Genomic DNA, 13,454 nt, shown 5'->3' on the forward strand with positions numbered 1-13,454 from the left:
CGAGGGCCGTGATCCACCCCGCTACGAGCAAGCAGCAGAAGAGGAGGCACGACCCGTGATTGCAGAGCCTACCGAGAGGCCGCAGCTTCGGGAACGGCTGATGAAGCCGGGCGAGGTCGCCCGGCTCTTCGGCGTCGAGATCGACACGGTACGCGACTGGGTCGCCGCAGGGCACCTGGAGGCCATCCGCACCCCCGGGGGACAGCTCCGCTTCGCCCCCGTCACCGTCGTCGCCCTGTTCAAGCGCTGCCCGACCACCGCCGAGGCGGTGGCGTCATGACGACCACCCCCCGCAACACCCCGGTCGCCCCGGCTGAGCAGGCCAAGGCCCTGCTGGCCGACGCGGCCCGCGAGGACCGCTTCTACGACCCCTCCAGTTACGACCAGGACCCTCGCTACGCGTTGCGCGAGGGCGACGACGCCGCGACCGCGATGTACGCCGCGCAGGCCGCGACCGCACACGCGATGCTCGCCGTGACCGACGAACTGGCCGGGCTGCGCGCCGAGCTGCGCCAGGCCGTCGGCGCTCCCCGCGAGGACCTGGCCCAGCTCGCGTCCGCGGTGCGCGGCCTGGCCGCCGCGGTGGCCACGTCCGCCGCGCAGGACACCGACGTCGCCGGCGCGCTCCGGGAGCTGACCCGCACGCTCGCCGACCGCATGGACGGGCAGACCGACCAGGTCCTGGCCGTGAAGGACGTGGTCGAGGACGGCCTGGCCGACATCACCGACGTCCTCGAAGCCCGACGCGGCGGCTGGTGGTCCCGGCTGCTGTGGTGGCGCATCAGCCACCGCGCGACACGGCCCGGCCTCACCCCCGACTCCGACGCCGCTGGCACGGACCCCGAGGCCGACGTCGAGGTGGACACCGCCCCGGCCATCGCCCTGCCCGTGCTGCACGACAGCCAGCGGGCGCAGGAGGCACTGACCGTTCTACAGGCGGACCTGCAGAACGGGTCCCCGGCCCTGGACATCGCAGGCCAGGCGTGGAACGCCCGCGAGGCCGTCGTGGACACCCTCGTACGCGTACAGGCCCTTCCCGAGCGGATCAGCAAGAACGGCGCCGTGCAGGACGCGGTGCTGCTGCTGGCCGCCTCGCTGGAGGCGGTGGGCCCGGCTCACCAGCTGTCGGTCGCGGGAGTGCGCGAGGTCAGTGAGCGGCTCGCCGAGCTCGTCCAGGCGGTCGCCTCAGCGTCCCTGGCCACGCCCCTGACCGGGACGGAGGTGGCGTGATGACCACCTACTGGGACACCAAGTCCGCCCGCACCGTCGCGGCCGCCGACGCGCAGACCCGCCTGGCCGAAGCCGAGGCCCTGCGCGCCGAGACCGCGCTGCGCGTCGAGACCCAGCGCCTGGAGCTGGAGGACACCCGCCGCCGGGACACCGAGCGGGCGCGTGCCGAGCGTCAGGAGCGCAAGGCCAAAGCGCGCAAGGAACGCCAGATCGAGCGCGCCAAGGCCCGCAAGGAGCGTGCGCAGGCCCGCCGGCAGGCCATCGGCGCGGTGGCCGGGGAGATCGGCGCGCGGGTGCCGCTGCTGGTCGGCGCGATCGCGATGGGCGCGCCCATCGTCATCGCATGGGACGGCCAGCTGGAGTTCGGCGCGCAGGTCATGATGCTCGGCGCGCTGGCCTTCGTCGTGCCGCTGGCGCTGGAGGGCAGCGCCTGGTACCTGGCGTGGCTGACGCACAAGGCGCTGGAGGCCGAGCGGCCGACCGGCCGCCTGCGCGCCTGGACGTGGGCGCTGGCGCTGGTCGCGGCCGCGATGAACGTCTGGCACGGCAACACCACCGAGGCGTTCGGCGCCAACGGGCTGCAGGTCGGCATCGTGCGTGGTCTGGCCTCGCTGCTGGGGGTCGGGCTGTGGGAGCTGACCGTGATGGCGCGTCGGCAGCGCAAGAGCGGCCGGTCGCTGACCGAGTTGCGCACCGCGCTGTGGCGGCGGGTGCGCTACCCGCGCCTGTCGTGGGAGGCCGCCAGCGTCGCCGCCGCCCGCGGTTCGGCGTGCTCTCAGGATGCGGCGTGGCAGGCGGCGTGGATCGACCGCTACGGCGTCGGCCCGGACGCCAGCCGCCGCGAGCGCCGGCTGACCGCCCGGATCCTGCGCCGCCAGGCCCGCGCCGACCGCAGTGCCGCCCGCAAGGGCCAGCTGTCGATGGTCGGCGGGGTGGTCATCGGCCGCCCGCTCCCGATCGTCGTGCCCGCCGAGCGGCCCGCGCTGACGCCGGTCCTGCCGACGCCCGCCGCGTCGATCGACACCATCCGCATCGAGCGTCCCGAGCCTCGATCGATCGAGCTTCCCGTGCCTGCCGTCGATCGACCCGCGCCTCGATCGATCGAGGCGCCCAAGCTGTCGATCGATCGGCCCAAGCCCGCCCCCGCCGATCGCCGTCCGCGTCGATCGATCGAGCTGCCCGCCGGGGATGCTCCCGCGCCGCGTCGATCGATCGATGAGCACCGGCAGATCCTGCAGACCCTGATCGAGCGGGGCAAGCTCAGCGCGGAGTCGACCGCGGAGGAGATCCGCACCACCCTGCGGTGTGCGCCCAAGACCGCCGCCGCCCTCAGGGACGAGCTGCTGGCCGCGGAGGTGGCGGCATGAGAATCCCGACCGCGTTCGAGCACGTCACCCTGTTCCCCTCCGGGCAGCCCGATGACCGCTACCTGGGGACGCTGTACTACGACGGCGCCGACCCGTACGCGGTGTCGCTGTGCTACATCGACAACCGCACGGAAGCCCAGCTCGGCGCCACGTTCGCCCGGAGCATGCTGATCGACTCCGTCGACTTCGGCCGGTGGACCGGCGGCGACCGGGTGCTGGTCGGCCCGCACGCCGAGGCCGGCCACAGCGTGATCGCCATCGCCGCTGACCCGCAGGTCGGCAGCCGGGATGTGACGCTGACCTGCTCTACCAAGGTGCTGCAGAAGTTCGTCGACAAGACTCTGGCGGCGGTGCCGCTCGGCGCCGAGGACCAGTGGATCGACTGGCACGCCGAGCTGGCCATGCTGATGCCCGACCGTCGGCGCACGATCGCCGTGCGCCAGGCCGGTGGCATCTTCGACGGCTGGGGAACCGGCCTGCTGACCGCTCACGGGTTCGAGGCCGACAGCGTGGTGGTCGAGGTGCCCGGCACCGTCGGCACCCCTGCCACCTGGACCGTCAGCCGGGCTGGCCTGGCCTGCGCGGCGATCGGGGCGCGCGGCGGCTGGTTCCGGCTGCAAGCCCCCGACGGCGGCCCGGAGCTGCTGGCCAGGGCGGCTGACGTGCACGCCTTCCTGGCCGGGGTGGGAGGTGCGGCGGCATGAGCATCACCACCGTCCCCCAGGCCCCGGCCCAGGTTCAGACGCTGTCGCACAACGACCTGGTCGTGCTCGCCTCGCTCTACAGCGAGCTGCTGGCCGCCTCCCGCGCCAGCGTCGCGGCCGCCGCGCTGGGTCACGCCGACCCGCTGGTCTACCTGCGTGAATGCCTTGCCGAGCACGGTCAGGTGCCGCCCGCTGGCACCCGGCCGATGCGGCTGCTGGCCCAGACTGCCGTTCCCGCGCTTCGGGCGGGGGTGGCGTGATGGTCACGATCACGATGCCCCAGGCCACCGCGCGTCAGTTCGACGGCGTCCCGGCCGCGGTCGGTGAGGTCCGGGCCTGGGTGAAGGCGCTGCTGCCGGTCGGCTGCGACCGGGTCGACGACGTCGCCCTGGTCGTGAGCGAGCTGGCCACCAACGCCGTGCTCCACTCCGCCAGCGGGGCGCCCGGCGGCCGGTTCGCCGTCCAGGTCGAGGTCGACAGCCGCGCGCACAGCGTGGGCGTGACCTGCATCGACCTGGGGCCGGCGCTCGTCAAGGCCGTGCGCGGCGAGGGCGAGGGCGGGCACGGCCTGGCCCTCGTGCGGGAGCTGGCCGACTCCTACGAGGTCCGCGACGAGCCGACCAGTCGCACCGTGTGCTGCTGGCTCGACTGGCACTCCGCCGACGACGACAACCGCACCGGTCATCACGGCCCGGCCGGGCTGTGACCTGCTGAAAGGACGCATCTAATGAGCACCGACTCGACCGGCCCCTGGTCGGGAGACATGCTGGACCGCCCCGAGATGGTTGAGGCGTTCTCTGGCCAGCTCCGGGTGGCGCTGGCCGAGTACGTCGACTACGTGGCCCGCATCCGCCGGGACGCCGAAGCGATGTGGAAGGCCAACCCGCCCGAGGGCTACAGCAGCTTCGAGGCGTGGTGGCACCACCACAAGGTGACCGGACCGTTCGCCAAGCTCCAGGAGCACCTGGAGGCGGCGGTGAAGCTCACCTTCGACCTGTCGGCCCAGTACCGGCGGCGGCGTCACGAGCTGCCCGCCGCCCGCCAGGCCGCCGCCGAGGCCAGACAGGAGGCCGCCGCGCTCAGCCGCGGATCGTCCTCCGCCCCCCGCCGGGTGAGCGGCGGGGGGCAGCCCTACCCCAGGCCCCGCCCGGCAGCCCCGGCTGACCAGGACGGCAGCTTCCTGGACATGGTCCGCCGCGACCGGTCGGCATGACCGCACCCACCGCCGTCCCGGCTCCGGCCGGGACGGCATCCGACCCCCAGACCGCGAAGGAGGCAGCACGGTGACCAGGCCGATGACCAAGGAAGAGCGCCGGGCCTACAACCAGCGCCGCCACGCCGAAGAGCGCCAGGCGCTGGTGGCCGACCGCGGCCCGCAGGGACTTGCCGAGCTGTGGTGGGACCAGGCCCGGAAGATCGCCCGCGAGCGTGTCGCGAGCGGTGATGAGCAGGCGTGGGCCGACCTGGCGCTGTGGCTGTCCAACTACTGCGAGCGCTACGGAGCGTGACGCGCGATGTTCATCTTCATCTTCATGTCCACCCCGGATCTGGCCCGAGCCTCGCGTAATGCGAGCGCGCGAGCGCCCGCGCGCACGAGCGCGCGAGAGTACGCCATCTGGTCACTGTCCGTCAACGCCCTGGAAGGAGCCCGCCGTGGCTGACGACACCACCACCGACACCGCCAAGGGCGGCAAGGTCGTCTCCTTCCGGCCCCGGGAGAGCGCCGTCACACCGCCGCCGCTTCCGCCGTTGCCTGCCGCGCCCCCGGCTCCGGTCCGGGCCGCCCCGGTCGCGCCCGTTGAGGATGTCCCGGCCGCGTTCCGGTCCGAGGCCCTGCCGAGCGTCCAGACGATGGGCCCGCCTGCGGCCCTGATGATGCCGCCCCCTCCGGCCCTGCCTGCTCTCCGCGACGCCGACAACGGCGAGGGCCAGGGCGAGGACGGGGAGTTCGCGCCGCCGGCCCCGGCCGACCCGGACAACCCCACCGCCAAAGAGGTCCTGCAGACGTGCATGACGCTGGTGACCGCGCTCGGCGTGGCCGCCGCCAAGGGCATGTGGGGCCGCGCCCGGCACCGCCAGGCGCTGGCCGATGAGGCCCGCGCCACCGCCGACAAGGCCAAGGCCAAGGCGGCGGCCCACGGTGGCCAGCACGGCGGCCACGGGGGCGGGCAGAGCGGCGGTAAGGGGGGCGGCAGGGGCAGCTCTCGCGGCGGCGGTCTGCTGGCCGGCCTTGGCCAGGAGGGCTCGCACCGCAAGCGCCGTGGCGGCCACGGGGGCGGTCACGGCGGCGGGTCCGGCGCCGGACGTGGTGGCGGGCGCGGCGGGGGCACGGGCCCGAAGGGCACCCGCAAGGGCCCCAAGAGCCCGAAGGGCAGCCCCGACAAGCACGGCGGCGGCGGTAAGACGCCCCCGGCCAAGAAGCGCAAGAACCGCGACCGTGACGGGCTCGGCACGGAGCCTTACCTGAAGAACCGCAAGCCGCGCAAGGACTCCAAGAAGAACGACCAGGTCACCAAGGCCACCAAGGACGGCAAGAAGAAGCGCGGCCAGGACACCCAGACGCCGAAGGGCCCGGCTCCGCTGCGGTGGAAGGCGCCGAGCAAGAAGCAGCGCGGCACGGGCCCTGGCCCTGGAGGGGGCAAGGCGCTGCCGCCCGGCCGCAAGCGCTGGGCCCGCCCGGCCAAGGCGGGCAAGAAGCGCTTCGCGAAGCCGATCAGCACGCGCGGCCGCACGTCGTGGGCGCGGTGGAGGCGGCGGACCCCGGCGTGGCTGGCGGACTGGTGGGCTCCCGCATCTGGGATGCGCCCGCAGACCGCCCGCCGTACGCGCAGCCGCCGGTCCTGGACCTGGCGGGCGAAGCCGGCGGCAGGCTCCCGGCCCGCCGGCGGGGCGTGGGACCGCATCCGACCGCCCGGCTGGCAGCACCAGCAGCAGCGGACGGCGCCTCCGCCGCCTCCGCCGCGTGGCGCGGAGTGGATGCGGCCGCCGCCCGCCGCCGACCGCAGGGCCCGGGTCACCGCCGAGCGCGTCGATGTCCGGCCCGGCCGGCAGTACGAGCCCGACCGGCCGGCATCGAAGGCAGTGACAGGAGCCGGTCGGCCCGCGCTGGGCCCGGCCCCCTCGACGCCTGCGACTCCCCCGCCTGCGGCCGCTGCGCCTGTGTTCCGCCGCCCCGCGGCCGCGTCGCCGGCAGGCGAGAGCCCGACCATCCAGCCCCCTGCCCAGCTCACCGTCCAGCCCGCTGGAGGCCAGATGACCCGCCCCGTGATCCCGGCCGGGGCCGTGCCCAGCCCCCGCCCTGCCGCCCCGGCCGCCCGCATGGCAGCCCCGCTGACCGCCCGAGGTGCGGCCATGCCGCTGCACGGCGTCCAGTACGACGACGACGCCGAGCTGACCATCCGAGACGTGATCGAGGCCGCCACCGACGCGGCGGAGGAGATCACGCAAGGGGTGGAGGCGGCCCGCGCCACCGCGATCGGCGCCGAACGGATGGCGGGCCGCCTGGAGGCCCTGCACGCCGAGATCGCCGACCTGAAGGTGCCCGGCTGGCTGGCGGCCATCTGGGGCCACCTGGTCGACAAGGCCCTGCACGTCAAGGCCTGCGCCGAGGGCCTGGCAGAGACGCTGCCCGCCGCGTCCGAGGCGATCTCCACGGCCGCCGGCAACGCCGCCGCCCGGGACCTGGGCGTGGCCGACACCACCCGCGACCACGGCCACATCCGGCCCGCCGAGCGCGAATACCACGACGAGTAGGAGATGCCCGCGATGAGCGAACTGGCCACCACCACCGCGACCGGTGAGGCGCTGGAAGAGGGCGGCGGCATCATGCCGCGGATCGTCCGCTACGGCGTGCTGCTGGTGCAGCTCGGCTACGCCGCGATGCGGCTGCGCGGCCTGGGTGAGCAGATCCGCGCCACCTACGCCTACGTGGAGGAGTGCGCGGCCAGCGTCGACCAGACCGCCGACCAGATGGCCGGCCTGGAGGTCGACGACGACACCGTGGGCGAGTTCCGCGACGCCGCAGCCGTGATGCGCGGCGCGCTGGACGACGCCGCCGCCATGGCCGAGGCGACGGAGGAGATGGCGCTGATGTTCGAAGAGGCCCGTGAGGCCCACCAGGCCGACTACGGCGACGTGGTCGAGGCCATCCGCACCAAGCCGGGCCGGATGGCCAAGTCCGAGTTCTACAGCAACCGCTGAACCCGCTGATCAGCGAGAGGAGACCGACCGATGGCCACGACCAGCCGGACCGCCAAGACGCCCGACCTGCCGCCCCTCGACATCGACCTGCCGCGCTGGCCCGTCCTGGACTGGGCCCGCCGCCGCCTCCAGGCGGTCCAGAGCGTGACCGGCCGGGCGGCCACCCTGGCCGGGGCGTGCGCCGCGGCGTCCGGTCTGTTCACCAGCAGCCTGACCGGCGCGGGCCTGCTGGCCGACGCCGCGCTCACGCTGACCGGCCTGATCACCCTGCGGACGTGGCGGCCCGACGGGCACCAGCGCGCGGTCGCCACGGCGCTGTACCTGACGCCCGGCCTCAGCCTGGCCGGCCTGCTGGCCGCCGAGCACCTGACGCCCGGCATCGACCCGGTGGCCACCACCATCGAGGCCGCCGCGCTGATGACCTGGACGGTCGGGGTGTGGGTGATGCGCCCGGCAGAGGTCGGCCGCCGTCTGCTCACCCCGCCGCTGCCCGCCCCGGCCGCCGAGCTCGTCCCGGCCGGGCTGGTGAGCGACCACCCGGCCGCCCGCTGGTGGGCCGCCAAGGCCGCCATCGAGAACGGCGTCGCCCCGGGCACCGTCCTGGACGACGTCCAGCCGACCGGCAGCACGTCCATGCGGGCCATCATCCGGGCCGCCACGGCGGGCGAGCCGGTCCCCGACATCTCCATCCGCCGCCTGAGTGCGCTCATGGACGTCCCCGAGGACGAGATCTCCATCGAGCCGGTGCCCGGCCGCGGTGCCGGGGTGCGCCGGCTGAAGGTCGGCAACCCCGAGGAGACCGACGACCTGGCGACCCGGTGGGCCAAGCAGGTGGCCCCCAGGGCCATGCCCGGCACGGTGCTGACGGAGATCCAGGTCGGCACCCCGGGCGGCCCGGTCCGCACCATCCCCGTCACCAGCACCACCGCTAGCACCGTCACCACCAGGGAGAACGCGTGAACGCCACCATCACCCGCCCGGCCGCGACCGGCGAGGAGCTGACCGTGTTCCGGGTCGAGCACCCCGAGGGCAGCGCGATCAGCTACGACATCGAGGCGCTGTGCAAGAAGCTCGGCGTCGACGACCCGGGCCGCCTGGTCGTGGAGACGCAGGGCTATCTCGGGATGGTCATGGTCTACCCGCGCAACCCGCTCGCCGAGGTGCGTGCGGTGACCCGCGAGGACCTGGTGATGGACCGGCACGGCCGGTTCGTGACCGGGTTCTACCACAACGGCGAACCGGTCAGGAAGCGGCTGTTCGACCCCACGACCGGCAGCGCTCAGCGGTTCGTGCTGTTCGGCACGACCGGCGCGGGCAAGTCCAGGACGCTGCAGCTCCAGCTGATCGCCGAGAAGGTAAATAAAGTCTGCACCTGGCTGGCCGACCTCAAGGAAGGCCAGAGCGTGCCGGAGGCCGCCGGCAACGTCGACTGGCGGGTCACCACCCCCGAAGGCGCCATCCTCATGCTGATGGCGGCGGTGATGGTCGCCAAGGCCCGCATGCGCCGCTACAGCGCCATGGGCCGCAACAGCTTCGTGCTCGGCGAGGACCCGCTGCTGCACGTGTGGCTGGATGAGGTCAACCGGCTGCTGGAGCGCGGGGCCCCCTATCGAGCGCTGGCCACGCTGTTGCTGAAGGAACTGTCGAGGACGGGCCGGTCCGTCGGGGTGGGCGTCGGCCTGGCCGCGCAGGCGTCCCACCTGGAGGAGCTGGGGGGCAGCGACACGCTGCGGGCGATGATGAAGGAGGGCGAGGTCGTCCTGCTGCGCTGGACGTCGTCGATGATGCGCCAGCTGGTCGCCGACGGCATCCTGCCGGGCGGGGCGCAGCTCGCGCCCATCCCCAGGACGCTGGCCCCGACCACGTTGCGCTCCCCCTTCGACGTCGCCGGCGACGACCTCGACGCCCCGGGCACGCAGGGCATGGCCTACTACCCGTCCGGGCCGCGCCCGACCTCGCTCATGCGCCACCTGCGGCTGGGCTCCATCGCGCCGCTGCGCGGCCTGGACCCCGAGATCCTGGCCCTGTACGGCGATGAGGAGCCCCGCCACCTGGAGGAGGCGTCGGTGCGCGCGCTCGGCGGCGGCATCGAGCACACCGCCTACAGCCTGCGCGACGACGCCCCCGCCTTCGAAGCCCTGTGCGCCCAGTTCGCCGCCGAGGCGCGCAAGAAGGCGGGCAAGGCAGGGCGCTCGGCGGCCCCGGCCGACGACATCGACGACATCGAGTACGAGGAGGACGGCGACGACGGCCAGGACGTCACGCTGCCGCCCGCCTCCCTCAAGGACCGCGTCCTGGCCGTCCTGGCCGAGGCACAGGAGCCGATGCCGGCCACCGCCATCCGGGAGGCCGTCAACGCCGACGGCGGCCGCGAGGTCAGCCTCAACGGCCTGCGCAACACCCTCACCGGCCTGGCCAAGAGCGGCAGCGTCGTGCGCACCGAGCGCGGCCTGTACGCCAAGAACCCCGGCTGAACAGCCACCTCAAGACGGGCGCGCACCACCGCGGTCGATCGGCCAAGACAGCCGCGGCGGGCGCGCCCGCACAACCCCACCCGATCCCAGCAGATCAAGAAAGGGCGAATCCCATCATGACCCACATCACCACGGCGGCCGTACTCGCGGTCAGCCTCATCGCAGGCGCGCCAGTCCTGCCGGCCCGACACGCCGCCTTCGAGGCGGTGAAAGGGCTCTGAGCAGCAATTATGACAAGCAACCCGCACTGATTGTCAAGGAATTCGCGCGGTTTGTCAGGGTTTCTGGTAGTGATCTGGCCATGTCGGCGGCTCATGCGGCCGGCCCGCCCCACCTCTGTGCGTCGGTGCCCGATCTGCGCCTGTCCCGTCCTTTTTGGCATCGCCATGCGCGACACGCCGGAGGTTTCTGGCGTGAAGGCGTTCATTCACAGGTTGTCAACATGGAAGGATGCGGGACTGACTACTCATTGTCGATCTTCGCAGGAGTCGCCCAAGGCAAGAAAAAACGCCCCGCAGGCTGCGGGGCGCTGACAACTTCATCTAGCACGTCTCGTTTTGACCGTTCAGCTCGCTCTGGTTGGCCGCCGGTAGAGCTGAACGCCGTCAACGGGACTTGTCACGTCTGGAGACGACCATAGCAGGCACCCAGGCGGATAGCCCACCATGCCCTGGCAACGACACGCCGGAGCGATCGGAATCCGCTTCCCCGTACCACCCGTCCACCGACCAGGTCGACGCCGAGCTTGAGGACGAGTCCTGGTCGTGGACCTCGCGTTACCCGCACTACGAGAGCCCGCACGAGCAGCACAGCGTGCCCCGGCAGCTGTGGTGCCGGCTGACGCGGCTGCTGATCAAACGCGGCACCGTCATGCACCCGTGCGCGGCCAGGCTGGCTCGTTTCGCGGCCGCTGACGTGGACGTGGTCGACAAGCGTGGCGTCATCGCCGACATCACGGCGTTCCTGGACAAGTACGCGGGCCGGCACCTGGTGAGCAAGCGGGTCGGCTGGAACGACCTGGACCGGCTGCTGCAGGCCGGGTGGATACGCCAGGTGAGCGCCGCGGCCCCAGGGCGCAAGGCGGTCTACCGGCTGGCACTGGACCTGGCGGCCCTGCCCGACGATCTGCCCAAGACGCTGGCCGATGAGGTGCGCCGGTGGATAGACAACCCGATCACCGCCGCCAAGGGCGGGCAGACCAAGGCCGCCGTCGATGCAGGCCTGGAGAAGGCGGAGACGGTCAGGTACGGCTCAGCGGTCCGCCGGGGCGTAGCCCGCGAGGCGATCATGACCGCGCTCGCCTGTGGACGACTTCATACGTCTCCTTATACACGCGAGGGACTCACCCCTCCTTCGTCACATCCGTCACAGCGGTCGCGTCCGCCGCGTCGTCGGCCGCGGTTGTGGGGGCAAGATCGAATCGAAGAGCAGGGCGCCGCCCTTAACTTTGTAAAGGGGCTGGCTCCGGACTGGGCGCAGCAGCGAGGCGGCGAGGTGCCCACGGACGCGGAACTGGCTGAATTGGCCCATCTGGTGATGCTACTGCTGCGCTACTTGCCCGAATCGGAGGCGCGCGAGCTGCTGACGGCCCAGGTCAGCTCCGCCCGCAACCTGTGCGGGCTGCTGCGCTGGCGCATCGGCAAGGAGCTGCGCCGCCAGCGTCGCGCAGCTCGCAGGGTGGCCGCGCTGGTGGTCGATGACGACGGCCGCCGCCACCAGGCGTGGCTGGAGGCCAACGATGCGGCCAACGCCGCCAAGGCCGCCCGCCGTGCCGAGCTGGTGGGCATGGCTCGGGAGCTGGCCGGCCGGTTCGGCACGGCCCGCCTCGGCGCAGAACAGGACCGGCTGGATGCCCGTACCCCGACCCCGAACGCCATGCGGCCCTCACAAGGCCTCATGGCAGTCCAATCCCTGCCCCAAGGCCTTGACCCCAGCGCGACCGCGTTCGCCTCGTCAGGGCCGCTACGCGCCGCCACAGAGCCCTCAGAGATCTTCCGGCGTGAGGTTCTCGACCGCCACCGACTGCCCACGCAGACGGACCCGGACATCTCGCAGGAGCACGGCCAGGAGCGCGGTCAGGACGGTCTTGACCCGGTCGCCGCGACGCAGGCGGCCGCCGACCGCGCCTGGCTGGTGGAGATGATGCGCGGCCGCACCGCATGACCCCGCCCAGCACGTGCCGTATCCCCTCACCCTTGGAGCGACTCATCGCCGACAGCCCGTAAGGCGGTTAGAACGGAGGTTCGTCAGAGAAGTCGGACCCTCCGAATCGTCCCCCGAAACCCCGTGAAGGCGGGGGCTCTGGCGCGGGAACCGGACTGTCCAGGAGGGGCGGCGGTAGTTCCTCGGTGTCAAAAGCTGCGCTCCACGCTCGCCTGTACTGCTCTTGGTGAGTCGATTTGGGCGGCTCATAATTCCAGTCCTCGTCCACCCTCATGTAGTACTCGGCTTGCGGGTCGACGTCGGCAAGTCGGCAGAGCGGAGCGTAGACAGCGTAAGCCGTCTCCCATCGCTCAGGGATGATCTTTCCGTGTAAGGTGCGCCGGATTGTTTCCATGCTGGCGGTGCCGCCGAGGTCCATTCGCTCAGCAGTGGCGACGATCTGCTTGAGCGGGGGGCGCCCTGCTTGCCTGTACATCTGAAAGAGGATGATCAGGAAGTTCCGATGAGGGCCTTCCGGCACTTGCTCCTTTGGCGGCATAGCAATCGCCCTGACCATGATGAGTGCCTCTCCTTGTCAATGAACGACAACTGATAGCTCAGGATGACTCATCTTCGACGACTAATAACCAGGGATCACGAAGTTCCAGCGGCACTTGCTGGCTCCCTAGCGCTCCAGAAAACACTTCAACGACAAGGATCAACTACTTCAGCTAGCCCTGAAGCTGGGATCAGAGCAGGCAGAGCGGTCATCTCGGGCCTTGCTTCACGTGCGAGGCACGAACGGCGTGCCCGCTTCCCCTACGGAGGAGCGATGTACCTTCTCACCGTCCGAGCAGCAGTCGTCGTCATGGCTGCTGCCTTCGTCGCGGCGATCGCGTTCGCGCTGACCTTCTCGGCTGGCACCGTCTGGCAGATGGCTCTCCTGTACAGCGGTGGCGCGTTTGGCCTGGCCATCCCGTTCTTCAACGCGATCATTCCGCCTGTTGCAGACCTGGCGCCAACGCCCCAAGAGAAGACTTCTCACGGCCGGCCATCGCAGAAGTGAGGGTGAATCCGCAGGCCTCCCCTCCCACCGTTACGGCGGGAGGGGAGGCTTATTTCTTGATCATGATTGCGGGGCAGTGGGGTAGCAGATCCGGCGCTACTGCCGCGCCGAGCGAGGCAGTAGCGCTCGGCGCCGAAGACCTTGGCGGTACGCGGGTACGAAGGGCCAGGGCCCTTCGTACCCGCGTACCTGCCGAGACCCGAAAGGGATTTCCTCGCACCTCTTCGATCGATCCCACCAGATGCGCTTGAAGCCACATTGTTCAGGATTG

Annotated in this window: 14 protein-coding genes; all 14 read left to right on the forward strand. The window is 72.0% G+C overall.

The window, feature by feature from the left end:
- Positions 1-55 precede the first annotated feature (55 nt).
- The 14 genes from ACWCSU_RS50310 (at position 56) to ACWCSU_RS50375 (ending at position 13,183) form a co-directional block, all read left to right on the forward strand.
- A complete protein-coding gene (locus tag ACWCSU_RS50310; protein ID WP_449944212.1) occupies positions 56-280 on the forward strand; it encodes a helix-turn-helix domain-containing protein in 225 nt (74 codons plus the stop codon).
- Positions 277-1,230 carry a hypothetical protein gene (locus ACWCSU_RS50315; protein WP_449944214.1) on the forward strand — a complete coding sequence of 318 codons (954 nt, stop codon included), beginning with the start codon at positions 277-279 and terminating at the stop codon, positions 1,228-1,230. Before ACWCSU_RS50310 ends, ACWCSU_RS50315 begins: the two co-directional genes overlap by 4 nt.
- Positions 1,230-2,597 (forward strand): DUF2637 domain-containing protein, encoded by a 1,368-nt coding sequence (locus ACWCSU_RS50320; RefSeq protein WP_449944216.1) that lies wholly within the window; start codon positions 1,230-1,232, stop codon positions 2,595-2,597. Before ACWCSU_RS50315 ends, ACWCSU_RS50320 begins: the two co-directional genes overlap by 1 nt.
- On the forward strand, positions 2,594-3,301 hold the full coding sequence (locus ACWCSU_RS50325; RefSeq protein ID WP_449944217.1) for an SsgA family sporulation/cell division regulator: 708 nt from the start codon (positions 2,594-2,596) through the stop codon (positions 3,299-3,301). Before ACWCSU_RS50320 ends, ACWCSU_RS50325 begins: the two co-directional genes overlap by 4 nt.
- On the forward strand, positions 3,298-3,561 hold the full coding sequence (locus tag ACWCSU_RS50330) for a hypothetical protein (protein WP_449944219.1): 264 nt from the start codon (positions 3,298-3,300) through the stop codon (positions 3,559-3,561). Before ACWCSU_RS50325 ends, ACWCSU_RS50330 begins: the two co-directional genes overlap by 4 nt.
- Entirely contained in the window at positions 3,561-4,007 is a 447-nt protein-coding gene (locus ACWCSU_RS50335; protein WP_449944222.1) for an ATP-binding protein, read from the forward strand. Before ACWCSU_RS50330 ends, ACWCSU_RS50335 begins: the two co-directional genes overlap by 1 nt.
- Before the next feature lie 21 nt (positions 4,008-4,028).
- Entirely contained in the window at positions 4,029-4,514 is a 486-nt protein-coding gene (locus ACWCSU_RS50340; protein WP_449944224.1) for a hypothetical protein, read from the forward strand.
- A 70-nt stretch (positions 4,515-4,584) separates the two neighbouring features.
- On the forward strand, positions 4,585-4,809 hold the full coding sequence (locus tag ACWCSU_RS50345) for a hypothetical protein (RefSeq protein WP_449944226.1): 225 nt from the start codon (positions 4,585-4,587) through the stop codon (positions 4,807-4,809).
- A 145-nt stretch (positions 4,810-4,954) separates the two neighbouring features.
- Positions 4,955-7,054 (forward strand): hypothetical protein, encoded by a 2,100-nt coding sequence (locus tag ACWCSU_RS50350; RefSeq protein WP_449944229.1) that lies wholly within the window; start codon positions 4,955-4,957, stop codon positions 7,052-7,054.
- A 12-nt stretch (positions 7,055-7,066) separates the two neighbouring features.
- A complete protein-coding gene (locus tag ACWCSU_RS50355; protein ID WP_449944232.1) occupies positions 7,067-7,501 on the forward strand; it encodes a hypothetical protein in 435 nt (144 codons plus the stop codon).
- 30 nt (positions 7,502-7,531) lie between these two features.
- The gene (locus ACWCSU_RS50360; protein WP_449944234.1) at positions 7,532-8,461 is read left to right on the forward strand and encodes a hypothetical protein; all 930 of its coding nucleotides are present in this window, start codon (positions 7,532-7,534) and stop codon (positions 8,459-8,461) included.
- Positions 8,458-9,975 carry a hypothetical protein gene (locus ACWCSU_RS50365; RefSeq protein WP_449944237.1) on the forward strand — a complete coding sequence of 506 codons (1,518 nt, stop codon included), beginning with the start codon at positions 8,458-8,460 and terminating at the stop codon, positions 9,973-9,975. The genes ACWCSU_RS50360 and ACWCSU_RS50365 overlap by 4 nt, the downstream gene beginning before the upstream one ends.
- Positions 9,976-10,788: 813 nt before the next feature.
- Complete coding sequence (locus ACWCSU_RS50370) at positions 10,789-12,138, forward strand: hypothetical protein (protein ID WP_449944240.1); 1,350 nt, start codon at positions 10,789-10,791, stop codon at positions 12,136-12,138.
- A gap of 811 nt (positions 12,139-12,949) precedes the next feature.
- Positions 12,950-13,183 (forward strand): hypothetical protein, encoded by a 234-nt coding sequence (locus tag ACWCSU_RS50375; protein ID WP_449944243.1) that lies wholly within the window; start codon positions 12,950-12,952, stop codon positions 13,181-13,183.
- Positions 13,184-13,454: the final 271 nt, after the last annotated feature.

Source organism: Nonomuraea sp. NPDC001699 (genome assembly GCF_053596455.1).

Bases quoted from the DNA above. Each gene is read 5' to 3' on its own strand.
- ACWCSU_RS50315 (WP_449944214.1), top strand. From the start codon at position 277: ATGACGACCACCCCCCGCAACACCCCGGTCGCCCCGGCTGAGCAGGCC.
- ACWCSU_RS50320 (WP_449944216.1), top strand. From the start codon at position 1,230: ATGACCACCTACTGGGACACCAAGTCCGCCCGCACCGTCGCGGCCGCC.
- ACWCSU_RS50325 (WP_449944217.1), top strand. From the start codon at position 2,594: ATGAGAATCCCGACCGCGTTCGAGCACGTCACCCTGTTCCCCTCCGGG.
- ACWCSU_RS50330 (WP_449944219.1), top strand. From the start codon at position 3,298: ATGAGCATCACCACCGTCCCCCAGGCCCCGGCCCAGGTTCAGACGCTG.
- ACWCSU_RS50335 (WP_449944222.1), top strand. From the start codon at position 3,561: ATGGTCACGATCACGATGCCCCAGGCCACCGCGCGTCAGTTCGACGGC.
- ACWCSU_RS50340 (WP_449944224.1), top strand. From the start codon at position 4,029: ATGAGCACCGACTCGACCGGCCCCTGGTCGGGAGACATGCTGGACCGC.
- ACWCSU_RS50355 (WP_449944232.1), top strand. From the start codon at position 7,067: ATGAGCGAACTGGCCACCACCACCGCGACCGGTGAGGCGCTGGAAGAG.
- ACWCSU_RS50360 (WP_449944234.1), top strand. From the start codon at position 7,532: ATGGCCACGACCAGCCGGACCGCCAAGACGCCCGACCTGCCGCCCCTC.
- ACWCSU_RS50375 (WP_449944243.1), top strand. From the start codon at position 12,950: ATGTACCTTCTCACCGTCCGAGCAGCAGTCGTCGTCATGGCTGCTGCC.